At 65.2% G+C, this 23669-nt stretch carries 22 protein-coding genes and 1 pseudogene; 10 read left to right on the top strand and 13 right to left on the bottom strand.

Translation table 11 applies throughout. The features are described 5' to 3' along the window. Positions 1-214: 214 nt before the first annotated feature. The gene (locus tag AC1DB0_RS18215; RefSeq protein WP_476757951.1) at positions 215-1111 is read right to left on the bottom strand and encodes an alpha/beta fold hydrolase; all 897 of its coding nucleotides are present in this window, start codon (positions 1109-1111) and stop codon (positions 215-217) included. Positions 1112-1225: 114 nt separating this feature from the next. Here AC1DB0_RS18215 and AC1DB0_RS18210 point away from each other — a divergent pair, with 114 nt between their 5' ends. From AC1DB0_RS18210 to AC1DB0_RS18200, 3 genes are all read left to right on the top strand, one after another. Next, complete coding sequence (locus AC1DB0_RS18210) at positions 1226-2113, top strand: LysR family transcriptional regulator (protein WP_476757952.1); 888 nt, start codon at positions 1226-1228, stop codon at positions 2111-2113. A gap of 291 nt (positions 2114-2404) precedes the next feature. Next, entirely contained in the window at positions 2405-2551 is a 147-nt protein-coding gene (locus AC1DB0_RS18205; protein WP_447578556.1) for a hypothetical protein, read from the top strand. Positions 2552-2763: 212 nt separating this feature from the next. Next, entirely contained in the window at positions 2764-3630 is an 867-nt protein-coding gene (locus AC1DB0_RS18200; protein ID WP_476757953.1) for an SDR family NAD(P)-dependent oxidoreductase, read from the top strand. A gap of 46 nt (positions 3631-3676) precedes the next feature. Here the strand turns inward: AC1DB0_RS18200 and AC1DB0_RS18195 are convergent, their stop codons facing one another. Next, entirely contained in the window at positions 3677-4456 is a 780-nt protein-coding gene (locus tag AC1DB0_RS18195; protein WP_054423304.1) for a sulfite exporter TauE/SafE family protein, read from the bottom strand. A 155-nt stretch (positions 4457-4611) separates the two neighbouring features. On the opposite strand from AC1DB0_RS18195, the pseudogene AC1DB0_RS18190 reads away from it, so the two are divergent. After that, a pseudogene (locus AC1DB0_RS18190) lies at positions 4612-5493 on the top strand (LysR substrate-binding domain-containing protein); the annotation flags it as partial. Between the two features lie 118 nt (positions 5494-5611). Here AC1DB0_RS18190 and AC1DB0_RS18185 read toward each other — a convergent pair. Continuing rightward, positions 5612-7015: an MATE family efflux transporter gene (locus tag AC1DB0_RS18185; RefSeq protein ID WP_346551174.1), complete on the bottom strand. Its 1404-nt coding sequence runs from the start codon at positions 7013-7015 to the stop codon at positions 5612-5614. Positions 7016-7211: 196 nt separating this feature from the next. On the opposite strand from AC1DB0_RS18185, the gene AC1DB0_RS18180 reads away from it, so the two are divergent. Then, on the top strand, positions 7212-7688 hold the full coding sequence (locus AC1DB0_RS18180; protein ID WP_476757954.1) for a MarR family winged helix-turn-helix transcriptional regulator: 477 nt from the start codon (positions 7212-7214) through the stop codon (positions 7686-7688). A gap of 128 nt (positions 7689-7816) precedes the next feature. Here AC1DB0_RS18180 and AC1DB0_RS18175 read toward each other — a convergent pair whose 3' ends face one another. The 5 genes from AC1DB0_RS18175 to AC1DB0_RS18155 all read right to left on the bottom strand — a co-directional run bounded on the left by AC1DB0_RS18175 (position 7817) and on the right by AC1DB0_RS18155 (position 11951). Continuing rightward, entirely contained in the window at positions 7817-8722 is a 906-nt protein-coding gene (locus AC1DB0_RS18175) for a DMT family transporter (RefSeq protein ID WP_346551171.1), read from the bottom strand. 86 nt (positions 8723-8808) lie between these two features. After that, the gene (locus AC1DB0_RS18170) at positions 8809-9627 is read right to left on the bottom strand and encodes a helix-turn-helix domain-containing protein (protein ID WP_476757955.1); all 819 of its coding nucleotides are present in this window, start codon (positions 9625-9627) and stop codon (positions 8809-8811) included. Positions 9628-9843: 216 nt separating this feature from the next. Further along, a complete protein-coding gene (locus AC1DB0_RS18165) occupies positions 9844-10335 on the bottom strand; it encodes a hypothetical protein (RefSeq protein WP_054423303.1) in 492 nt (163 codons plus the stop codon). Next, entirely contained in the window at positions 10335-10871 is a 537-nt protein-coding gene (locus AC1DB0_RS18160; protein ID WP_054422665.1) for a hypothetical protein, read from the bottom strand. The genes AC1DB0_RS18165 and AC1DB0_RS18160 overlap by 1 nt, the downstream gene beginning before the upstream one ends. Positions 10872-10982: 111 nt before the next feature. Further along, positions 10983-11951 carry a LysR substrate-binding domain-containing protein gene (locus AC1DB0_RS18155; RefSeq protein WP_346551166.1) on the bottom strand — a complete coding sequence of 323 codons (969 nt, stop codon included), beginning with the start codon at positions 11949-11951 and terminating at the stop codon, positions 10983-10985. A 110-nt stretch (positions 11952-12061) separates the two neighbouring features. Here AC1DB0_RS18155 and AC1DB0_RS18150 point away from each other — a divergent pair, with 110 nt between their 5' ends. Further along, positions 12062-14362: an NADP-dependent malic enzyme gene (locus AC1DB0_RS18150; RefSeq protein WP_175170090.1), complete on the top strand. Its 2301-nt coding sequence runs from the start codon at positions 12062-12064 to the stop codon at positions 14360-14362. A gap of 119 nt (positions 14363-14481) precedes the next feature. Here the strand turns inward: AC1DB0_RS18150 and AC1DB0_RS18145 are convergent, their stop codons facing one another. Continuing rightward, positions 14482-15462: a LysR family transcriptional regulator gene (locus tag AC1DB0_RS18145; protein WP_175170089.1), complete on the bottom strand. Its 981-nt coding sequence runs from the start codon at positions 15460-15462 to the stop codon at positions 14482-14484. 174 nt (positions 15463-15636) lie between these two features. On the opposite strand from AC1DB0_RS18145, the gene AC1DB0_RS18140 reads away from it, so the two are divergent. Together AC1DB0_RS18140 and AC1DB0_RS18135 are read left to right on the top strand one after the other, a co-directional pair. Beyond that, complete coding sequence (locus tag AC1DB0_RS18140) at positions 15637-16956, top strand: MFS transporter (RefSeq protein WP_054422662.1); 1320 nt, start codon at positions 15637-15639, stop codon at positions 16954-16956. Positions 16957-16989: 33 nt separating this feature from the next. Continuing rightward, the gene (locus AC1DB0_RS18135) at positions 16990-18288 is read left to right on the top strand and encodes an ArgE/DapE family deacylase (protein ID WP_054422661.1); all 1299 of its coding nucleotides are present in this window, start codon (positions 16990-16992) and stop codon (positions 18286-18288) included. 100 nt (positions 18289-18388) lie between these two features. Here the strand turns inward: AC1DB0_RS18135 and AC1DB0_RS18130 are convergent, their stop codons facing one another. Next, positions 18389-18769 (bottom strand): hypothetical protein, encoded by a 381-nt coding sequence (locus AC1DB0_RS18130; RefSeq protein ID WP_476757956.1) that lies wholly within the window; start codon positions 18767-18769, stop codon positions 18389-18391. A 171-nt stretch (positions 18770-18940) separates the two neighbouring features. Then, positions 18941-19297: a DUF4148 domain-containing protein gene (locus AC1DB0_RS18125; protein WP_454669651.1), complete on the bottom strand. Its 357-nt coding sequence runs from the start codon at positions 19295-19297 to the stop codon at positions 18941-18943. A 220-nt stretch (positions 19298-19517) separates the two neighbouring features. Between AC1DB0_RS18125 and AC1DB0_RS18120 the strand changes: the two genes are divergently transcribed. Continuing rightward, positions 19518-20336 carry a class I SAM-dependent methyltransferase gene (locus AC1DB0_RS18120; protein ID WP_454669650.1) on the top strand — a complete coding sequence of 273 codons (819 nt, stop codon included), beginning with the start codon at positions 19518-19520 and terminating at the stop codon, positions 20334-20336. Between the two features lie 35 nt (positions 20337-20371). Here AC1DB0_RS18120 and AC1DB0_RS18115 read toward each other — a convergent pair whose 3' ends face one another. Then, a complete protein-coding gene (locus AC1DB0_RS18115) occupies positions 20372-20587 on the bottom strand; it encodes a SlyX family protein (RefSeq protein ID WP_054422657.1) in 216 nt (71 codons plus the stop codon). 168 nt (positions 20588-20755) lie between these two features. Between AC1DB0_RS18115 and AC1DB0_RS18110 the strand changes: the two genes are divergently transcribed. After that, positions 20756-22813, top strand: a complete 2058-nt coding sequence (locus AC1DB0_RS18110) for a TonB-dependent receptor domain-containing protein (protein ID WP_476757957.1) — start codon at positions 20756-20758, stop codon at positions 22811-22813. A gap of 160 nt (positions 22814-22973) precedes the next feature. Here the strand turns inward: AC1DB0_RS18110 and AC1DB0_RS18105 are convergent, their stop codons facing one another. Then, positions 22974-23603 (bottom strand): nitrogen fixation protein NifQ, encoded by a 630-nt coding sequence (locus AC1DB0_RS18105; RefSeq protein WP_054422655.1) that lies wholly within the window; start codon positions 23601-23603, stop codon positions 22974-22976. Between the last annotated feature and the right edge of the window lie 66 nt (positions 23604-23669).

The raw sequence follows: 23669 nt of genomic DNA, 5'->3' as shown, positions 1-23669 counted from the left end.
ATGCTGGCGGGCGCCACGCGCCCACGAAAAGCCGCCGCATGGGGCGGCGGGAAACAGACGGATTATCCGCCATTCCGGGCGGGGCTGCCCAGCGGGCGGCGTGCGGGGCGGCGCGGGGGCGTTGTGGGGGGACGGTGTGGGGCCTGTTTGGCGGCGTTGTGGGGGCGGTGCAGAGCCTGTCTGGCGGCGTTCGCTCCCCGCATGCAAAACGGCTTCACGCATCCGTTTTTGCGCAGAACTTCAGGATCGCGTCGGCCACCACCTGTGGCGCTTCACGCTGTGGAAAGTGGCCCACGCGGTCCAGCACGCGGCGTTCGTAGCCGCCGCTGAAAAAGCCTTCCTTGCCTTCCGATGTGGCGGGTTGGTTGCAGGCGTCGGCGCCGCCGTGCAGCACCAGTGTGGGCACTGTCAGCACGGGGGCGGGCGTCAGCAAAGCGTTGTCGGCGTCGTAGGCGGAATCACCCGGTGCGTGGCCCCAACGATGGCGGTAGGAATGCAACACCACGTCGGCCCAATCAGGGTTGTCGAACGCGCGGGCGGCCTCGTCGAATTCCGCAGGCGTGTACCAGGGGCCGGGCGACCAGGTGTCCCACATCATGCGGGTGAAGGCGCGGCGGTCGTTGCGCACGGTGGCTGCGCCGCGTGGCGTGGCCATGTACCAGTGGTACCAGTAGTTGCGGGCCTGCGTCAGCGACAGGGGCTGGTTTGGGTCGTTCGTGCCGTATCCCACCGACAGCAGCACCAACCGCGCGGCCACGCCCGGACGCAAGCCGCAGGCGTTGGCCGTGGTGCGCGCACCCCAGTCGTGGCCCACCAGCGTGGGGTGTTGGAGGCCCATTGCATCAATGAAGTCCAGCAGGTCGCGGCCCAGCGCCGCCAGTTCGCCGCTGCGTGGCGTTTCGGCATGACGAAAGCGGGTCGGCCCAAACCCGCGCAACGCAGGGCACAGCACGCGGTAGCCCTCGGCCGACAGGCGCTCGGCCACGGGAATCCAGCCTTCAGGGCTGTCCGGCCAACCATGCACCAACACTGCGGTGCGGGACCCGGCGGGATTCCATTCCAGGTAAGCGATATCCAGCACGGGGGTCTGGACGTGGGCGTAGGCGGCCATGATGCGGTTCCTTCTTTCGGTGACGGTGCTGTCACGATAGCGTCGGAGCTTGTCATGATTCTTGATGAATAAGCGCCTATTATCAACAAATCATGAACAGAAGGAAGTGGGACGATGGATACCCCGAACGCGCCGACCGGCGCCGTGCTGGACCTGACGCTACTGCGCACGTTTCTGGAAGTGGTGGACTGCGGCGGCTTTGCGCTGGCCGCCGACGCGCTGTCCTTGACGCCGTCTGCCGTCAGCGGCCACATCAAGCGGCTGGAAGTGCTGGCGGGCGCGACGCTGCTTGAGCGCACCACGCGCAGCTTTGAAGTGACGCCCGCGGGCGAGACGCTGTATGCCTACGCCCGCAACATCGTCGATCTTGAACGCGAGGCGCGCGCCCGCTTGAGCGGCACGCGTTTGAAGGGCCGATTGCGCGTCGGCTCATCCGAGGACTTTGCGGGGGCGTGGCTCGCCGAGGTGCTGTCGGCCTTTCATCGCGGGCATCCGGAAGCGTCCATTGAATTGAAGGTGGGCGTGACGGCGGACCTGCTGCGCCAGCAGGCGCGCGGCAAACTCGACGTGGTTTTTGGCAAGCAATGCGAGCGCGTGCAGGACGACGGCGAACTGCTTTGGGAAGAGGAATTGGTGTGGGCTTGGGGCGCGGACAAGGTCTGGACGCCCGGGCGCCCCGTGCCGTTGGCGGTGTTTCCCGAACCCTGCGTGTATCGCGAAGCGGCCATCACCGCGCTGGGTAATGCGCAGCAGGAATGGTCGCCCGCCTTCGAAAGCGGCAGCATGGCGGGCTGCCTGGCGGCGGCGCTGGCCGGTTTCGCGGTGGCGCCTGTTGCACGCAGCCAATTGCGCGAAGGGCTGCGCCCCTTGTCGCTTGACGACGGGATGCCTGAATTGCCGATGACGCGCTTCTACGCGTTCCTGCGATCCGCACAACCCGCCGTGCAGGCGCTGGTGGCAGCGGTCAGGCAGACGGGCCAGCGGCGGCGCTTCGGGCGGTGATGCCGGCAGTGACCCGGGCAGTGACCCTGGCAGTGAAAGCGGCAGTGAAACCGGCAGTGAAACCGGCAGTGACTCGGGCAGAGACTCGGGCAGAGACTCGGGCGGAAATTCGGGCGGAAGTTCGGGCAGAGTTGCGGCGCTGGCGCCACCATCGCCCGCCCAATGCTATCGACCCCATTGAGTAAAGCAAATGGACGCCACGCGTCATGGCCCGCACCATGACGCTCATGTCCTCTATAAGACCTGCGCCGATTACGCGGGTCAGCTGGACGCTTTATTCAAGGAATCAACATGGCAAATTTCATCCTCGCATTGGTCAACGCTGAACTCTCGCTGTTTGGTGTGCAGACAGACAATGAACCCGTCGTAGCAGCGTCCGCCGTTGCCGGCAACGCGCCAAGGTTTGACAGCGAACACTATCGCAGCGCCTTGGGTTGATGCGGTTGGCCTGACGCGCCAAGCCTCGCAAAACATCATCGGAGAAATAGGCAGGTTTCACGCAAGAACGAGCCTGTACGCATCGCCGCGCGATTCTTAATATCCCTACCAGGCTCAGAGCCGATGCCGTCGAGGTGAAAGCATCGGTTCCCGCCGCGCCGCCCAAGCATCTTGCCGGCGGTGGCAAGCAGCAAGCAAGGGAAGGGAATCGCATGAAATCCGAAAAAATCTGGTTGGTGACGGGCGCGTCGGCAGGCTTGGGCCTGGTCTTGGTGAAGCTGTTGCTGGACTTGGGGCACAAGGTGGCGGCGACGTCCCGGGATGGCGATGCCTTGCTGGATGCCGTGGGCGCCAAACTTGAAGGCCAGTTTTTGCCGCTGACGGTGGACTTGGCGGACGAACGCAATGTGCGCCGCGCGGTGGACGCTACCATCGCCGCGTTCGGCGGTGTGGACGTGGTGGTCAACCACGCCAGCGTGGCACCGCAAGGCGCGTTAAGCCAACTGCCCGACGGTGACGTGCGTGCCGCATTCGACATCAATGTCTTTGGCATGCTCAACGTGATCCGCGCCGTGCTGCCGCGCATGCAGGCGCAAGGCGGCGGGCATGTGTTCAACCTGTCGTCGATTCTGGGTTTTGATGGCGGCCATGCGGAGTGGGGCGCCTACAGCGCCAGCAAGTTCGCGGTGGCAGGCTTGACCGAAGCGCTGGCGGCGGAAGCGGCGCCGATGGGCGTGCGCGTGTCGTTGGTGTACCCGGGCGCGATGCAGCCCGACTCAAGATCCGATCGCCGCTTCGGCAGCGCCGCGGTGGCGACCGCCACAGCGCCCAACTTCATCGCGCCAGAACAAGCCACGCGCGATCCGCAACGGCGTGAGTCGGGCGCCGACCCGGTCAAGGCCGCGCAAGCGTTGATCCAGGCGGCCGAGGCGCAGTACGCGCCGCTGCATTTGTTCCTGGGGCGCGACGCGTTTGATCAAGCGCGCGGCAAGATTCATTCGGTGCAACAAGAGCTTGCGCGCTGGCGCGAGATGTCGGTGTCCATCGGCTTTGTCGACGAACGCCGGCTGGCTGCGTAACGTCAACCGGATAGCGATTCACAGCGCGGGCCGCGATGGCCGGCGCTTACCCCGGCCATCCTTGCACCACCTGGTACGCGCCCAACAACGCCAGGCTGATCATGAAGCACAGCTTGAAGGTGCGCGCCGATAACTTGTCGCGCAGCGCCTGCCCCAGCGCCATGCCGGCCAACGCGGGCAGCAACATCAACACCGACGCGCCTGCCGCGGCCGGGCTGTAGCCGCCGTTCAGCCACAGGCCCGCAGCCAGCGCCACGGTGGATACCGTGAACGAAATTCCCATCGCCTGAATCAAGCCGTTCTTGCCCAGGTTCAATGCCTGCAAATAGGGCACCGCGGGAATCACGAAGACGCCGGTCGCGGCCGTGATGACACCGGTGATCGCGCCCACCACCGCGCCCAGCACGCCCTCGTGCCGGACGGGAACCGCGGGCGGCGTGCCAAACAAGCCCCACGCCGCATACGCCACCAGCGCCAGCCCCAAACACACGCTGGCCCAATGGCCGCTGGGCGCGCCCAGCCACAGCGCGCCCGCAATCGTCCCGATGCAGACGCCCACCTGCATCGTGCCAATGCGGCGCAAGGTCTGAAGCAGCGTGGGCCACGGCCGCGCTTGCCACAAGTTCGTGATCAGTGACGGCACGATGAGCAGCGCGGCGGCCTGCGCGGGCGCCATCACCAGCGCCAGCATGGCCATGGATATGGTGGGCAGACCCAAGCCCACCACGCCCTTGACCAGACCGGCCAGCACGAACACCGCCACGGTGATGGCCAGCAGTTGCGGCGTACCGTCGGGCAGCACGTTGAACGAATTCAATGCGTTCATGATGCGCGCTCGCATCGATTTCTGATTGTCATTTACCGCCCTTCGTATGCAGATGCCAAAGCTGGATTCTGCGCCGCGATACGCGCGAATCCGTATCGGGATCTTGCGTAGCGGGCCTATGGTTGCGCCTGAGGCTGGCGTGCTACGCTGCCCGAATGCGATTCGACCTGACCGATCTCCGGCTCTTCCTGAACGTGCAGGAAACGGGCTCCATCACGGCGGGCGCCAAGCGTTCCCACATGACGCTGGCGTCTGCCAGCGAACGCATACGCGGCATGGAAGACACGCTGGGCGTGCCGCTGTTGCTGCGCGAGCATCGCGGCGTGGCGCCGACGCCGGCAGGGCGTACGCTGGCGCATCACGCCCGGCTGGTGCTGGGGCAGATGGACCGCATGCGCGGTGAACTGGATCACTACGGACTCGGCTTGAAAGGCCACGTTCGCGTGGTGTGCAACACCACCGCGCTTAGTGAATACCTGCCGCCGGTGCTGGGCGAGTTTCTGAAGGACCACCCCCGCGTGTCGGTCGATCTTGAAGAACGCACGAGCCATGAGATTGCTGACGCGCTGCGTGCAGGCATGTGCGACATCGGCGTGCTGGCGGATTCGGCGGACCTGCATGGCTTGCACACGCGCACGTTCCGCCATGACCCGCTGACATTGATCGTGCCGCGCGGGCATCCCTTGGCAGGCAGCTCGGCCGTGACGCTGGCTGACGTGGCCGATGGGGAATTCGTGGGGCTGGTCGAAGGCAGCGCGCTTCAAGCACACATCGCGCACCATGCGCGGCGCACAGGGAAGCCGTTGTCGTACCGCGTGCGTCTGCGCAGTTTTGATGCCGTATGCCGGATGGTCGGGCAGGGCGTGGGCATTGCGATTGTGCCGCGCGTGGCCGCGGTGCGATATGGCCGGACGGCTGGCGTGCAACGCGTGGCGCTGGCCGATGATTGGGCCACGCGCGATCTGGTGTTGTGCGTGCGCGAACCGCTGCCGGCCTACGCCGCCGAGCTCGTGTCGTATGCGTTGCGCGATGCGCCCGCGACCCCGGCGTCGGCGGCGCGGGCCGCGGCCGCCGTCACATCTGCTCGGGCCGCAGCCGCCGTCACGTCTGCGCGGGCCGCAGCCGACGTCACATCTGCGCGGGCCGCGGCTGCTGTCACGTCTGCGCCCCAGGCCGAATCCGGCGCAAATGCCCGCGTTCGAACCACGAGCCGGACGCGACAGCGCTCAGGATGATCAGCCCGTAAAGGCTCATCGCTACCGCCGCCACCAGGAAGAACACCGTCAGCGACCCGGTCAGATGCAGCGCGACGCCACCCGCGCCCACGGCCATCAGCAGACGCAGCAAGCCCGCCAGCAACGGCCACTTCAGCCGCCCCGCGCCTTGCGAGGCGAAGTACATCGAAAACCCCATCGCGAAAAATCCGTACACGGGGCCTACCGTGCGCAGGTAGGTGGCGCCTGCTTCCAGCATGTGGTCTTCGGCGCCGAACAAGCGCAGCCACGCCTCGGGAAAAAATGCCGCCGCCAGGCCGATGGCTTCGGCCAGCACGAAGGCTATGGCGCCGCCCGTCAACGCAATTTTCATCGCGCGCTCGGGTTGGCCCGCGCCGATGTTGGACGCCACCATCGCCACCATCGGCGCGCCCAGCCCGAAGGCGATGGGGATCAGCAGATACTCCAGGCGCACGGCGATGCCATAGCCCGCCACCGCAGCGGTGCCGGCGTACGCGCCGACGAGCGCGGCGGTCAGCGCCACCAGCGCATTCGTCAACAAGGGGTTCAGCGTGGCCAATGCCCCCACGCTAAGAATGCTGCGCATCAGGCTCAGGTGCAGCCGGCTGGCGACCAGCCGCGCCGGGTTGCGGCCGCTGGCGCAGTACGCGCCCAGAATCAGCGCGCCCACGCCGTAGTAGATGACCAGCGCCCAGCCGCCACCCGCAACGCCCAGCGCAGGAAACGGCCCCCAGCCGAAGATCAGGCAGGGCGATAGCGGAATCAGCAGCAGCGCGCCGCCACAGATCACCGCGCCTGGCACCAGCATGTTGCCGGTGCCGCGGATGACGCTGGCAAACGCATTCATCAGCCACATCAACACGATGCCGCCGAAGATGACATTCGAATACGCCAACGCGGCGTCCAGCGCTTCGCCTTTGGCCCCCAACGCGCGGTACAGCTGCGGCCCGAAGGCCAGCAACAGCACGCAAAACAGCAAGCCCAGCAAGGCGTTCAGCACAACGGCATGCAGCACCAATTGATCGGCCTCTTTTTGCCGCCCGCCGCCCAACGCGCGCGCCACCGCCGCAGAGATGCCGCCGCCCATCGCGCCTTGCGACATGTTGCCCATCAGGAACAGCACCGGCACCACCAGCGCCACGCCCGCCAGCACGGATGTGCCCAGCCGCGCCAGGAACCAGGTTTCGATCAGCCCCGTGGCCGACTGCGCCGACATCATCAGGATGTTGGGCCACGCCAGTCGTGCCAGCGTGGGGGCGATGGGCGCTTCAAGCATGGCCTGCAAGCGCGCATTGGCGGGGCGTGGCGGGGGAGTCGCTGACATGGACGGTGGCAGAGGGTGGAGGAGGGTGGAAATGGACGGTCGCGGGGTGGGGCGGAAGGCCGGTGGCAAAACGCAAAAGCAATGCGATAAAATTTACGTGCATATGCCAATATCTGTCAACAAGAGGCTGGACGCGAGCCGGTTGCGGCAGTAGCGTTATGACCTTGTTCCCTTCACTTTGCCCGTGCCCGCTGTCATGCCCCCCGCTGATTCTCCCGTCCCCGCTTTTGTTCAGGACCCGCTCGTCTGCAACGGCGCTGCCTTGCGCAAGGCGACGCGGCGCGTGTCGCAGCTGTATGACACGGTGCTGGCGCCTTGCGGCTTGAAGGTGTCGCAGCATTCCATCCTGATTCATATCGCGCGCGCCGGCACGCCATCCATGACGGACCTGGCGCGCGCGCTGGTGCTAGACCGCTCTGCCTTGGCGCACAACCTGAAACCGTTGGAACGCGACGGCTATGTGCAGATGTCACGCGATGAACACGACGGCCGCAGCCGGCGCGTGGCGCTGACGGACGCGGGCCGCGCGAAGCTGTCGGAATCTAAACGCTTGTGGAAAGATGCGCAAAGCCGTTTTGAGGCGGCTTACGGCGTTGAGCGCGCCGCGGCGTTGCGGCACGCGCTGGCCGAAATTTTTTCGGATGAGTTCGCGCTGGCGTTCAGCCGTGGCTAAAGGCTGGCGGACTGTCATCCACTGACGGTCATCAGCCGCCCGCTATTGCTACTAGTCTCTGGCCGCTTATGGCCGTACGCCCGCCACTAGCCTCTAGCCTCTAGCCGCTTATCGCCTTACGCCCGCCACTAGCTACCAGCCTCTGGCCGCTTATGGCCATATCGATTCGCGACGCCCAACAGCAGCACCGCACCCAGCACGCAAGCCATGCCCCAGCGCTGCGCGCTTTCCAAGGTTTCTCCGAGCAAACCCGCTGCCAGCAAGACGGCCGACACGGGCGCCAGCGCCGTAAACAGCGCCGCTTCCGACCCTTGCACCCGCGCTGCGCCGGCATACCAAAGCAAGAAGCCGCCCACCGTGGGCACCACGGCATAGTAGGCAACGGCCATCAGCGCATCGCCTGAGAAGTCCAGGCGCCACGGGGATTCCGCCACGCTGGCCAGCGCCGAAAACGCGAGCCCCAGCGCCGTCATGATCGTCGACAGTGCAAGCGCTGGCACCGGCGTGCGCAGCCGCTTGTTGAGCAAGATGAACAGTCCTTCACACAGCACCGCGCCCAGTATCAGCGCGTTGCCCAGCCACGAAGACGCGCCGCCGGCGCTTGCCGCATCGCGCATCATCAGCCAGACGCCAACGCCTGCTGCGGCAATCGCGGCCAGCGTCGCCTTGCCGGGGCGTTCCCCCAACAGCACGATCGCGATGCCGGCTGTGACCAATGGCAGCGTCCCCAGAATGATGCCGCCGTCCACCGCCGTGGCGCGCTGCAGCCCGGCAATCAACAGGGTGGTGTAGCCGACGCTGCCGGCTATGGCTTGCGCGGCAAGCAGCATCCAATCGCGCCGGTCCAGCCGAGGCAGGCGTGCGCCCGTTGCGGCCATCAACACCGCGAAGCAAGGCAGCGCAATGGCAAAGCGCAGCGCCGTCGCGGTGAAAGGCGGCAGGCCCGCTGCAATGATTTTGCTGGCGACCACCGTGCTGCCCACCAGCATCATGGCCCCCGCCAGGCAGGCATAACCCAGCCATTTTTCACGCATGCTTGGTCCCCATCAGGGTTGAGAAGCAAGCAGCCTATCGGGCAGGGCGGTGGCAAGTCTTGAACGAAATTGCAGCGCAGGGCCGTTCAGCGCGCGGCCAGTGCGTAATGGCGGGGCGACACGCCATAGGTGCGCACGAACAGCCGCGTCATATGGCTTTGGTCGGCAAAGCCGCTTGCGGCCGCGGCATCGGCCAGCGTCATGCCATGGCGGATCAACTGGCGCGCGCGCAGCAGGCGGCGCTGCATCTGGTACGCGTGGGGCGTCATGCTGGTAGCGCGGGCAAAGGCGCGCAGCACTTGGTAGCGGCTAAGTCCGCTTGCGGTGGCAAGATCCGCCAGCGATAGCGACGCGGCAGGATTGTCGTCGATCAGGCTGCGGGCATGACGAATGGCATCGGGCATGCCGGGCAGGTATTCCGTCCGCCGCCCACTTGCGTTCGGGCTGCACGCGTTTATCAGAATGCGCAGCAGCAGCGCGTCGCAGGCCAGTAGCGCGGCGCCGTGCGTGGCATGTGCGTAAAGCGCCAGCACATCGCGGGCCAAACCAGGGTGGTCGCTGGCGGGGTGTTCGAATTCGTAAGTGGGTGGCGTGCCGCTGTCGGCATAAAGTTCGGCCACGGCTTGCGCAACCACGTCCGGGTCCAGGTACAGCATCTGCCAGGCTCGCGCGCCGTCGCCGATCGGCGCGCCATCGTGAATTTCACCGGGGTTGACGGTGATGACGTGGCCGGGGCCGGCCTCGACCTGTCCGCGCCCGCTGTGCGATACGTGTGCGCCTTGGCACATGACGCCGATGCCGAACTGGTCATGCATGTGCCGCCCGAACGCGCGCCGGCTGTGCGCGGCCACGGCCTGCACACCGGCGAGCGCACTGCGATGCATGATGAATTGGCCTGAGGACATGGCGGGTAAGCGAGGCAGAGGCGGTGTGGCAATGGCACGGAGGCAATTGCGCTGTAGCAAATGCGACGTGGCAAAGGCGACGTAGCAAAGGCGATGTAGCAGCAAAGCCGACGTAGCAAAGGCGGCGTAGCAAAGGCGGCGTAGCAAAGGCGGCGCGGCAATTGCAGCGGGATGCCCGGCCAGTATCGCTTGACTCTCCCGGCGCAATCAAGCGGCTTACTGCAAGCCGTTCCAGCGTGCGACGGCGGGCTCCGCCGCCGCCCATTTCCATTGCCCGCTCTGCTGCCGGCAGATCATGCTGGTATAGGCGGGCGCGGGCGCGTCGTCCTGTTCCACCGTGAACAGCACTTCGCGGCAGCGGGTCAGCGCCGTGTCGATGTCGCGCACCACCTGGATGCCGCCGCGTTCATTGCCCACGGGCAGCGTGTGGCGAATCTGCCATTGCCGCACCTGGCCAATAGGCAATTCGCCGGCTGCATTAGCCATGACGTTTTGCTGATCGTTCTTCCATTCGCGCAGCACGTACTTCACGGTGGCGTCCACCGCGGCCTGCACCGTTACGCCGATGGCGTAGCCCACGACCGGGTTGGCGGTGGCGGCGCCACTGGCCGTTCCCACCACCGCGCCCGCTGCGCCGCCAATCGACGAGCTTTGGCAGCCGCTAAGCCCCAGGCAGGCGGCCAGCGCCAACAAGCCAGCACGGCGCATCACTGCAACGACCCCCAACGCGCCGTGGCCGGCTCGGCGCTGGCCCAGCGCCATTGCTCGCCGTCGCGGCAGACTGTCGTGATGTAGAACTCGCGCACCGGGTCGGCGCCGGGTTTCTCTGCGGGCGTGTCGATCGAAAACACGACTTCTTTGCAAGCCAGCCCCACGCCGCCAATCAAGCGGCTGACGGTGACCTGGCCTTGCGCGTCGCTTTCAATGGGGAGCTGGTGCTTGACATTCCAGTGCGCCACCGCGCCCACGTCCAGCGGCCCAGCGGCCTTGGCGATGGCGTCCTGTTCTTCGCCGCGCGTCTTGCGTTGCGCGTAGGCCAGCGCGGCTTTCGCGCCCGCCTGCACGCCCAGGCCGATGCCGGTGGCGACGTTGGGGTTGTCGGTGACTTTGTTGGCGATCGCGGTGCCGGCGATACCCGCACCGGCGCCCGTGCCTTCGCTCAGCAGGGAGCTGCATCCGGACAGGGCGGTCAGTGCGGTGATGGCGATCAGGGCAAGCGCGCGGCGGGTCGCGCGGGGGAGCATGGGGGTGAACAACGACGTGCTTCCTGCGTAATACGGGGGCGCCGAAAGTATAGGAGGGTGCGCGGCGCCGTGGCCACGTCCCTTGCAATCCTTAGCAATTTCGCAAGCCGCCTAGTTGCCGGGACGCGCGCCTTTTGTGTAGACCTCGCGCAGCGCCGCCGCGAACAAGGCGTCGACATTGCGCCGCAACCCGTCCGCGCGCGTGAACAGTGAAATTGGCGGCAAGGTCCAGTCAAAGGAATACGGCACGATGGCTGCACCGGCAATGCGCACCAGTTCGTCGGCGATATCGGCGGGCAGGATCGACACGGCGCGGTCGCTTGCCACGATCATTTCGCCAATCAGCTTGGACGAATCGCTCTGCACGGAGGGCGGCGGGGGCGCGAGCCCCGCGCGCAGGAAAATATCGGCCACCTGTTCGCGGATGGGGCTGCCCGGGGTGCCGAGAATCCAGTCCAGATCCGCCAGCCGGTTCCACTCCAGCCGAGACCGCCCCAGCCTTGCAGCCAGACGGCGGCTGGCGATCAGCCGGGGCTGCTGGTGGTAGAGCACTTCAAAATCGATATTGCTCAGGTCGACCGATGGCGTCGCCCAGCCGACAACGATGTCCAGCGTGTGGTCGCGCAGCTGGCGCAGCAGCGCCGGCCCCTGACCTTCGTGGATGGTGGCGGTGATGCGCCGCCCTTGCGGCAGCGTGCGGCTGATGGCCGCCGACAGCATCTGCCCAGACACGAAGGGGATGACGCCGATGTGCAGATGCGCGGCATGGCCGGCCGCTACCGCTTCCATTTCCTGCACCAGATGCCCCAGGTCGTGGACCAGGCCGCGCGCGCGCGCCAGCACGACAGCGCCCAGCGGCGTCGGGGTCATGCCGCGCACCGAGCGGTCGAACAGCGGCACATCGAACATGCTTTCCAGTTCGGCCAGGGCGTTCGTCACGGCGGGCTGGCTGGTGGCCATGTGTTCCGCCACCCGGGTCAGCGACCCATGCTGCTCAATTTGCAGCAGCAGCATCAGGTGGCGCATCTTCAGGCGCGAGGTCAGTTTCCGGATGACGGCATCCGGGTCAAAGGCTGTCATAGACAGATCATAAGTTTAGGGTAATGGGACGATATTAAATCCGAATGATCGCCTTATGTCTTGGAGCCTAGAATTTTTCCATATTTCAAGACAGCGAGGCACAAGCCCCCATGAACACGCAATCCGACCGCCAGGCAGCCCTGGACTATCACGAGTTCCCCACCCCGGGGAAGATTTCGGTGGTGGCCTCCAAGCCGCTCGTCAACCAGCGCGACCTGGCGCTGGCGTACTCGCCCGGCGTGGCGTCTGCCTGCGAAGAGATCGTGGCGGACCCGTCCAATGTCTACCGCTACACGGCGCGCGGCAACCTGGTGGGCGTGATCACCAACGGCACGGCCGTGCTGGGCCTGGGCAATATCGGGGCGCTGGCGTCCAAGCCCGTCATGGAAGGCAAGGCGGTGCTGTTCAAGAAGTTCGCCGGCCTGGATGTTTTTGACATCGAAATCAACGAAACCGATCCGGACAAGCTGGTCGAGATCATCGCCGGCCTGGAGGCCACGTTCGGCGGCATCAACCTGGAAGACATCAAGGCCCCGGAATGCTTCACCGTCGAGCGCAAGCTCCGTGAACGCATGAAGATCCCGGTTTTCCACGATGACCAGCACGGCACCGCCATCACCGTGTCGGCGGCCTTCATCAACGGCCTGAAGGTCGTGGGTAAAGACATCAAAAAGGTCAAGGTCGTGACCTCGGGCGCGGGCGCCGCTGCCTTGGCTTGCCTGGATCTGATGGTGGACTTGGGCCTGCCGCTGGAAAACATCTGGGTGACGGACATCGAAGGCGTGGTCTATGAAGGCCGCACCGTGCTGATGGACCCGGACAAGGCGCGCTTTGCGCAGAAAACCGACGCCCGCAAGCTGGCCGAAGTGATCCAGGACGCCGACGTGTTCCTGGGCCTGTCGGCAGGCGGCGTGCTGAAACCCGAGATGGTTGCCGCCATGGGTACGCGCCCGCTGATTCTGGCGCTGGCCAACCCCACGCCGGAAATCCTGCCGGAAGTGGCGCACGGCGTGCGCGACGACGTGGTCATGGCCACGGGCCGTTCGGACTACCCGAACCAGGTCAACAACGTGCTGTGCTTCCCGTACATTTTCCGTGGCGCGCTGGACGTGGGCGCCACCACCATCACGCGTGAAATGGAAATGGCGGCGGTGTACGCCATTGCGCAACTGGCCGAAGAGGAACAGAACGAAGTCGTGGCGGCCGCTTACGGCACCTATGACATCTCGTTCGGCCCCGAATACCTGATCCCCAAGCCGTTCGACCCGCGCCTGATCGTGCGCATCGCCCCGGCCGTGGCCAAGGCCGCCATGGACGGTGGTGTCGCCACGCGCCCGCTGGCTGACTTGGAAGCCTACGCAGAGCAGTTGCAGCAGTTCGTGTACCACTCGGGCGCGTTCATGAAGCCGCTGTTCTCGGCAGCCAAGCGCATCGTGCGCGGTGGCGGCAAGTCGCGCATCGTGTTCACCGAAGGCGAAGACGAACGCGTGCTGCGTGCGGTGCAAGTGATTGTGGACGAAGGCCTGGCCCGTCCCATCCTGGTCGGCCGCCCCGCGGTGTTGCTGTCGCGCATCGAGAAATTCGGCCTGCGCTTGCGTCTGGGCGAAGACGTTGAAGTCACTAACCCGGAATACGACGAACGCTTCCATCAATACTGGACGACGTACTGGGAACTGATGTGCCGTCGTGGCATCACCAAGGAAATGGCGCGCGTGGAAATGCGCCGCCGTCTGACCTTGATTGGCGCGATGATGGTGCACCTGGGCGACGCCGACGGCATGGTCTGCGGCACGGTGGGCGCGTATCACGACCACCTGCGTTTCGTGGACGAAGTGATCGGCCGCCGCCCGGGCCATAACGTGTACGCCGCCATGAACATCCTGCTGCTCAACGAGCGCACGGTGGTGCTGGTGGACACGCACGTGAACGACGAGCCCACGGCTGAGCAGATCGCTGAATTCACCGTGATGGCCGCGCACGAAATGGCCCGCATGAATCTGGCGCCGAAGGTGGCGTTGCTGTCGCGGTCGAACTTCGGTTCGGGCAGTTCGGCCTCGGGCGCCAAGATGCGCCGTGCGCTGGAACTGGTGCGCGAAGCGGCACCCGAAATCGAGATCGACGGCGAAATGCACGGCGACTGCGCGCTGGACGAAGCGCTGCGCATGCGCATCCTGCCGTCGTCCACGTTGAAGGGCGAAGCGAATCTGCTGGTGTGCCCGAACGTGGATTCCGGCAACATCGCCTACAACCTGCTCAAGACGGCAGCCGGCGGCAACGTGGCGGTGGGCCCGTTCCTGTTGGGCGCGAATGCGCCGGTGCACATTTTGACGTCGAGCTCGACGGTGCGCCGCATCATCAACATGACGGCCATGACCGTGCTGGATGCCAACCGGGTGGACGCAGCCGTCTAAGACCCAGGCACGCGGCGCGCAACGCGCCCGCCAGGCATCAACGCCCCGACAAGCCGCACACGCGTGCCGCTTGCCGGGGCGTTTCTTTGTGCGCGCGCCGATGCGGCGGGCGCAAGTACTCAGGGCAGGTGGGGCAGCAGCCGCTGGGGCAGCGAATAGTTGTCGATATGGTCGCGGAACGCGGTAATGAACAGGTCCTCGGCCGCGCTGCGGTGCGCATCCCCGTGCCAAAGCAGATGCAGGTCGGCGGCGCACACGCCTTCGCCGGGCGGCAAACGCCATAGGCGGCCTTCCGCCAGATCGGCCTGCACGCTGTGTTCGGGCAGGCAGCCGATGCCGAAGCCCGCCACCAGCAGGCGCTTCACCTCGTCATGCTGTGAGGACGTGGCGATGATGCTGCCCGAAAACCCGCGCTGATCGCGAAAGATGGTCAAGGGCGACAGGCTGTCGCCCAAGGCGTCGCTGGCGAACGAGACAAAATTCTCGTTCAGCAGATCTTCCATGCGGATGTCCGTGCGCCCGAACAGCGGATGGTGCTTGCCGCAGAACATGGCGTAGCGCTGTTGCAGGAATAGCTTGTGTTCCAGCCGCTTTGGAATCTGCCGGCATAGCGCGATGCCGGCCGTCGCGCCCCGCTGTTGCAGCACGTTCGCGATCTCGCTGCTGGGCAGCACGTCCAGCTGGACTTCAATGCGCGGGTGCGCGCGATGAAAGCGTACCCAGAACTCGTCATACACCGCCGAATGGATGCGGCTGGCCACCAGCAGATGGATTCGGCCCACCGTTTCTTCTTCCGCCTGCGCCACGTCGCTGACCAGCTGCGACACGTTTCCATGGATGGCCAAGGCGGCTTGGCGCACCTCTTCTCCGGCCGGGGTGATGGCGAATTTGGAGTGATGCCGCTCGATCAGCCTGCGGTCCAGCTGTTGTTCAAGCCGGCGCAGCGCCTGGCTGACCGCCGACTGGGTCAGATGCAGCTTGATAGCAGCGCCGCTAATGCTGCGCTCTTGAGCGATCACCAGAAACGTCCGCAGAAGATTCCAGTCCAGGCGGTCGCCCACGCGCGCAATCGTCGTTGGGGCAATCAATGGTTCCTTCATAACACCTTGATCGATAAAGAATTGGTGGGCAGCGGGCGGGCGGCAAGGGCAGCGTCGGCCATCATAGCGCAACATTAATTTAATTTAAGTCGATGATAAGAAATCAGAAATTGACCACCCCCACGGGCGCGGGCGATAAAGCCGCCATCAAATCCAAAAATCCAAGGAGAAAACATGTCGGCCCCCGCCCGCTCATCCACCGCCAGGCAGCCCGTGCGCGCCGCTGCCGCGGCATTCATCGGCACCACCATCGAGTGGTACGACTTCTACATTTACGCCACGGCCGCCGCGCTGGTGTTCGGCAAGGTGTTCTTTCCCACCGCCGATCCGTTTGTCAGCACGATGGCGTCCTTTGGCACGTTCGCGGCGGGCTTTCTTGCACGGCCATTGGGCGGCCTGGTGTTCGGCCATCTGGGCGACCGTGTCGGACGCAAGAATGCGCTGATGGCCACGTTGATCATCATGGGCGTGGCCACCGTGGGTATCGGCCTGTTGCCCAGCTATGCGCAGGCCGGCATGCTCGCGCCCGCGCTGTTGTTGTTGCTGCGCCTGGCGCAAGGCCTGGCCGTGGGCGGCGAATGGGGCGGCGCAGTGCTGATGGCGGGCGAACACGCATCACAGCGTCGGCGCACCTTCGCTGCGTCCTTCGCACAGTTGGGCAGCCCGGCGGGTTTGATTCTGTCGCTGGTGGCGTTTCGTCTGATCACGACCCTGGACGAAGCCGACTTTCTGGCCTGGGGCTGGCGTATCCCGTTCCTGGTCAGCGCTGTGCTGCTGGGGGTGGGCTATTTCATCCGCGTCGGGGTCAGCGAATCGCCTGACTTCGCCAAGGTGCTGGCGCAGCAGGAAACGTCCGAAGTCCCGGCGCGTGAAGTTTTGCGCACCGCCTGGCGCACGGTGTTGCTGTGCATGGGCGTGTGCACCGTGGCGATCGGCGGCATCTACTTCACCAACACATTCATGCTGGCCTACACCACGCAGACGCTGGGCCTGGACCGCGCGATGATCCTGGACTGCCTGTTCGCCGTGGCCATCATCCAGCTGATCGTGCAACCGCTGGCCGCCTGGTTCGCTGAATCGCTGGGCACGTCGCGTGTGTTGATGATCGCGGCGGCGTGCTCGGTAGTGGCGCCATATCCGATGTTCGTGTTGGTCAGCCACGCCACGCCGCTCAGCATCGTTGCCGGCATCGCGATCGTGCTGGTGTTCATGGCGACCATCTATTCGGCCATGGCCGGCTTCATCAGCGCGGCCTTCGAGACCCACGTCCGCTACTCGGGAATTTCGCTGTCGTATCAGCTGTGCGGCGCTGTCGCGGGCGGCTTCACGCCGTTGATCGGCACCTGGCTGTCGCATCAGTATCCCGGCCAATGGCTGCCGCTGGCGCTGTTCTATTCCGCGCTGTCGGCCATCACGCTCGTTTCGATATGGGGCCTGGCCAACCACAAGCCGCGCCACGCTACTACCCCTCGCGCCGTGACGCCCGCCGCCTGAGGCCGCGCCCGACGTTCACTTCAAGGAGACATCATGGATACCGCTCACACCCCCGCCGCACTGACGGCCGAACAGACGCGCCGCATTTTGCAGGCGGTGGATGACCGCTTCGATGCGCAGTTGGCCTTCACGCAGGATCTGGTGCGCTTTCCCTCGCTGCGCGAGCAGGAGCACACCGCGCAGGACTTCTTGTACGAGGCGATGCGCCAGCGCGGCTTTGCGATGGACCGCTGGAAGATCGACGTCAAGGACATCGAGTCCCATCCGGGCTTTGGTCCCGTCACGGTCTCGTACGAGAACGCATTCAATGTGGTCGGCACCTACCGGCCCGACGTGCAGACCGGGCGGTCGCTGATCTTGAACGGGCATGTGGACGTGGTGCCCACGGGGCCGCAGGACATGTGGAGCCGTTCACCCTGGGACCCGGCCATCATCGACGGCTGGATGTATGGCCGCGGCGCCGCCGACATGAAGGCCGGCCTGGCCGCCAATCTGTTCGCCTACGACGCCCTGCGCGCGGCGGGCTACGCACCGGCAGCGCCGATCTATTTCCAATCGGTGGTCGAAGAGGAATGCACGGGTAACGGCGCGCTGGCTGCGCTGTTGCGCGGTTACAAGGCCGATGCGGTCATCATTCCCGAACCCGAAGAAAACATGCTGGTGCGCGCCAACGTGGGCGTGTTGTGGTTCAAGGTCCGCGTGCAAGGCCACCCCACGCACACACGCGAAATGGCCAACGGTTTCAACGCCATCGACGCCGCCTACGCCACCATCGAAGCGCTGCGCAAGCTGGAAACCAAGTGGAACGGGCAGCACCACTGCCACCGCCATTTTGAACACCTGGACCACCCCATCAACTTCAACATCGGCAAGATCGAAGGCGGCGACTGGCCCTCCACCGTGCCGCCGTGGTGCGAATTCGATGTGCGCGCCGCCATCTACCCCGGCACGACGGCGGACGAAGCGCGCGCGGAGATCGACGCCTGCCTGCGAGACGCCGTATCCGACCCCCGCCTGGGCGGAACGCCACCCACCGTCACATACACGGGCTTCTACGCCGAAGGCTACGTGCTGGAAGAAGGCTCCGACGCAGAAAACACGCTACGCGAGTGCCACCGCCAGGCGTTTCAAAGCGAGCTGCAAAGCTTCACCACGCCAGGCTATCTGGACGCCCGCGTCTTCGTCATCTATGGCGATATGCCTACCTTGGTTTACGGCCCCAAGTCACTGGACATCCACGGCTTTGACGAACGCGTGCATCTTGAATCGGTACGCCTCATCACGAAGACCATCGCGCTGTTCATCGCGCAATGGTGCGGCGTGCAGGGTTGAGGTAAGCGGGGAAACTTCGTGTGGCCCTTTCGCGTTGCAGTAATAAAAATGGCCCCGCTGGGGGCCATTTTCTTGGCGAACGATTCGCGTCAACACCTTATCAAGTGCTGCTGGCCTTCCAGGTGCCGTCGGGCATTTTGCAGAACCAGAATTGCCATTTTTCCGTGGTGCTGGTGCGCGCGAAATCTGCCACCAGGAAGCGGCACGTGCGGTTGTCCTTGACCGTCGACGTTTGCGTCGGCGTGAGCTGCACGGTGATCGGCGCGGCCCGCTTGGGCTGAGTCTTGCTGGCCCATTCGGTGCGCTGGCCGTCGGCCGAGCTGTTCAACGCTTGCGCGATAGCTTCGTGGAACGAGATCCGGTCGCCCTTGGGAATCTGAGTGATGAGCGAGTTGTTCAGCATCACCGGCGGCGCGGCGACCGCCGCTGCCGACATACCGCCTGCGACGAGCAGTGCGGCAAGAACGTGGGTATATCTCAAGATAGGCTCCCTTCTTATTGACCAGATTGTTATGCGTGCAATGGAGCCGATAGTACGCCAAGCCATGCGCCACGTAAAAAAAAGGCCGCCAGATTGCCGGCGGCCAAGGTACAACAAGGGGAGGGTAAATCGCGGTAATCGTGAGGCCGGGGCGCGTGGCCCCGGGGCAGATCAGTTGCTGTGATAGACGCCCGCGAAGGGCGTGTCGTTCGGTTCAACGTTGGACACTTGGCCTGCGGCCTTGGCGGCGGCGAGTTCAGCCTGCACGTCGGCGCGGGTCTTGCCCGATTGGGGGGCGCCGTAAACGCCTTGGAAGGGCACGTTGTTCGGTTCGACGTTGGTGACCAGGCCAGCGGCCTTGGCGGCAGCCAGTTCGGCTTGCACCTGGGCGCGGGTCGGGCCTTCGTACTGGGTGCCGTAAACGCCTTGGAACGGCACGTTGTTGGGTTCGATGTTTTGCGATGCGTAGGCGCCGGCGCTCAGGGCGGCCAAGGACAACATCAGTGCGGTAGCGAGGGTCTTCTTCATGGTAAATCTCCGATTTCAAGAGCCTGGGGGCGAATCCGGCGGCCTATCCGTCGTGGTTCGTTGCTGTTTCCCGATGACTGAATTCTGCGCCGAGTCAGGCTAGGGATAAACCCGGATATCGGTAAAAGATATTTCCATCAATGGAAAGATATCGTTCGATTTATTCGATAGTCTCCATTCATGGAATCGATAGCGTGCCCTCTGTCTCCTGGAAACTGGCATGGAAAAGGTCCATCTGACACGTGAAAAAGCCACGCTGCTGATCACGCTGTTTGCCAAGGCAGAAGAAAGCCGCCTGCCCGATTCCCTGTTGCAAGACCGCTACGCGGCCGACGCCGTCGCCCGGATCGACCACGCCTTTTCCGCGTTGCGCATGCGCCGCGACGAGATGATTGGCTTGGCGATGCGGGCGTATTCGCTGGACGGCTGGGTGCGCGAGTTCATCGCCGCCCACAACGGCGCCACGGTGCTGCATCTGGGATGCGGGCTGGACAGCCGGGTGTTTCGAGTGGACCCGCCGGCAGACGTCAACTGGTTCGACGTGGACTACCCCGACGTCATCGCCCTGCGGCGTGCGCTGTACCCGTCGCGCCCCGGTTACGCGCTGATTGGTTCGCCACTGTCGGATCTGGGCTGGCTCGCGCAGATTCCCACCGACAAGCCGGCGCTGGTGGTGGCCGAAGGCCTGTTCCTGTACTTACAAGAGGAAGAGGTGCTGCAACTGATGCGTGTGGTGACCACGCAATTCCCCACCGGCGAGATCGCGTTCGACGCCTATAACCGGCTGGGCTTGGCGCTGGCGCGGCGCAACCGCATGTTCCGGGCGACGGGCGCCGTGATGCGCTGGAGCCTGGAAAATCCGCAGAACCTGGAGGCCCAGGTGCCGGGCATGCGCCTGCGCACCGAGCAGGGGATGGAAGAAGCCAGCGATAGCAGGCAGCTGGCCAGGCTGAGCTGGCGTGCGCGTATGGGGCTGTGGTTGATGCGGCGGGTATTGCCGCTGCGCCGCTTGGGGCGGTTGCTGCGGTACCGTTACTAGCGTGGCGTCAGCGTCAGAACGTCAGCGTCAGAACGTCAATAATGCGGCGGCAGTTCGTCGCGCAGGCTGCGAAAAGGCGCTGCGCCTTCCGGGGCCTGCTGGCGCAGGTCTGCCACTTCGCGCTGTAGCCGGTCGATTTGCTGTTGCTGCCGCACGATGATCTGGTTCAGCTGTTCCAGCAGGTCGTCCGAGAAGCTGGACTTGACCTCCAGTTCGAGCAGGCGGCGTTCGATGTCTTGCATGGGTTCCATGGCGGCTATTAGAACCTATTCCCGCCCGGGATTTCCAATGGGGCGGGCCAGACTTTTTGAGTACGGGAGAAGGATTTGACGGAGCGGGCGGATCGGCGCGCGGCATTGCGGCCGCGGAAGGTGCACCAAGGGCTGCGATGGCTCGCGCGCGGGTCGCTGGCGGTGGGGATGGTTAACGGCGCCTGGGCGCAAGAGGCCGAGTCCACGCTGTCCCCGGTAGTCGTTACCGGTACGCGCATGGATACATCGGTGCTGGATACGCCCGCCTCGGTGGATGTGGTCGACGGCGTGGCGATGCGTCGCGGGCAGCCTCAGATCAATCTGTCGGAAGGGTTGGCCGGCGTGCCGGGGTTGCAGATCCAGAACCGGCAGAACTACGCGCAGGACTTGCAGATATCCAGCCGGGGATTCGGCGCGCGCTCGACCTTTGGCGTGCGCGGGGTGCGGCTGTACGTGGACGGCATCCCCGCGACGATGCCGGATGGGCAGGGGCAGACCTCCAATATCGACATCGGCTCCATCGACCGCGTTGAAGTGTTGCGCGGCCCGTTTTCCGCGCTGTATGGCAATTCCTCGGGTGGCGTCATTCAGGTCTATACGGAAGACGGCGCGGCGCCGCCATCGCTTGCGGCCAGCGCGTGGGCGGGCAGTTTCGGCACGTGGCGTTACGGCGCGAAAGCCAGTGGCGTCACCGCGACGGGCGCAGGGGAACTGGATTACGTGGTGGACCTGACACGCTTTACGACAGACGGCTATCGCGACCACAGCGCCGCCCGCAAGAACCTGGCCAATGCCAAGCTGGGTCTGCAACTGGACGACGCCAGCCGCCTGACCATTGTCGCCAACAGCGTGGACCTGAAGGCGCAGGACCCCTTGGGCCTGACGTATCAGCAGTTTCAGGACGACCCGCGGGCCGCGCCTCTGGCCCAGCAATACGACACCCGTAAAACGGTGCGGCAGACGCAGGGCGGCGTGGTCTACGAACGGCAGGTGGATGGCCGCAATACCTTGCGCGTGATGGCGTATTACGGCCAGCGCGACACCACGCAGTACCAATCGATTCCCCCGGCCGCGCAATTGGCGCCCACGCAGGCGGGCGGCGTCATTGATCTGGCGCGCCAATACGGCGGCGCGGACGTGCGCTGGACGTCGGAACTGGACATGGCGGGCCGGCCGCTGACGCTCATCGGCGGCTTCTCTTACGATTCCCTGCGCGAAAACCGCAAGGGCTATCAGAATTTCACCGGCACAGGCGCCAATCAACAGCTGGGCGTGCAGGGCGCGTTGCGGCGCGACGAGACCAACACCGTCTACAGCGCCGACCCGTATGTGCAGGCCTCATGGAAGGTGTCGCCGCGCTGGACCTTGGATGCCGGGCTGCGTTACAGCACCGTGCGCTTCGATTCCAACGATCATTACATCGTGCCCGGCAACGGCGATGACAGCGGCGATGCCCGCTATCGCAAAGCCTTGCCCGTGGCCGCCGTGCGCTATGCGGTCAGTTCCGATGTGAGTGTTTATGCCTCGTATGGCCGGGGCTTTGAAACCCCGACACTTAACGAGATCTCGTACCGGCCCGGCGGCCAGCCTGGTTTGAACTTCGGCTTGTCGCCCGCGCTCAGCACCAATGTGGAAGCCGGCGTCAAAGCGAGGTTGGCCGGTGGGCTGGCGACGGCAGCGGTGTTCCACACCCGTACCGACGACGAAATCGTGTCGGCGGGCAGCTCGGGCGGGCGCACCAGTTACCAGAACGCAGGGCGCACCCGGCGCGACGGCGTGGAGCTTGGGTGGACGGGCGAATTCGCGCCGCATTGGCGCACGCAGTTTGCCTATACGTGGCTGAACGCGCGCTACGCCGACGATAGCGGGGCAGACATCCGCGCCGGCAACAAGATTCCCGGCATTGCGCGCCAAGCCGTGTTCGCGTCGTTGGCGTGGGCGCCGCCCGAAGGCTGGCAGGCGTCGGTGGAAGGGCGCGCGCTTAGCAAGATCTATGTGAACGATGCCAATGATCAGGACGCGCCCGGCTACTTCGTGGCGGCGGTGAGCGCGGGATACGTGAAGCGGCTGGGGTCGTGGGAGCTCAACGCCTATGCACGTGTGGATAACCTGTTCGACAAACGCTACGCGGGTTCGGTGATCGTCAATGAAAGCAATGGACGCTATTACGAACCGGCCGCCGGGCGCAGCGCCGGGATCGGGGTGGGCGCGATCTACCGGTTCTAGCTGCGCGATGGGCGTGGGCGCGACCTACCGGTTCTAGCTGCGCGATGGGCGTGGGCGCGGCCTACCGGTTCTAGCTGCGCGATGGGCGTGAGCGCGGCCTACCGGTTCTAGCGATGGGGCGGGCGTGAGCGCCCCGTACTGGTTCTACCTTCGGGCCAGCTCAGTCCGGCGTGTCCGTGTAGCAGACGTCGTAGTCTTCGCAGTTGGGGCAGCCGGGCGCGGCCGATGGCGGCAAGCCCGCATGTTCGCAGGCGGAATAGGCCAGGAATTTCTTCCAGCGCAGGTTGCGCACGTTGCGCACGACCAGCCCGGGGTAGTGGCGCGCCAGCAGAAACGTGACGTCTTCGCGGCCAGACAAACCCAGGTCGCGCCACAGATGATCGGGCCGCAGGCAGGCATGCACCAGCACGCCCGTGACCCACGGCGTGGTTTCCGGTTCTGGCGCGCGATAGGCATCCAGCAGCACCCGCAACAGCAAGGTAAAGCCAGGTTTCGGATCGCCCCGGCCATACGTGACATAGCCCGCGTATTGCTCGGCTAACGCGGCCAGCCGGTCTTCGCCCGAGGCCAACGCGCCGGGGAACAGGTGGCCAAGCAGCTCGGTCAGCTCTTGCGGGCACAGGCCGCTGCGCGATAAATCCTGATGCGCCAGGCTGGTGCCGATGACGGTGGCGAAGAATCCCGCATCGGGGTGGCCGGGCGGTGCGTGATGCAGCAGGGCGCGCGCAAACCGTTGGGCCGGCTTGACAAGGTCAGCCTGGGCGGGGGATGGGGTCAGCACGGCGTCCATGGGGGTAGCGGCAGTCGCGAAATGGTTAAGCTGTTAATGAAGTCGTTATGTTTCGAAATATATAAC

This window comes from Achromobacter sp. 10T422 (genome assembly GCF_056394065.1).
The sequence above is the reverse complement of the archived record's forward strand: the minus strand, read 5'-3'. Positions and strand labels throughout refer to the sequence as shown.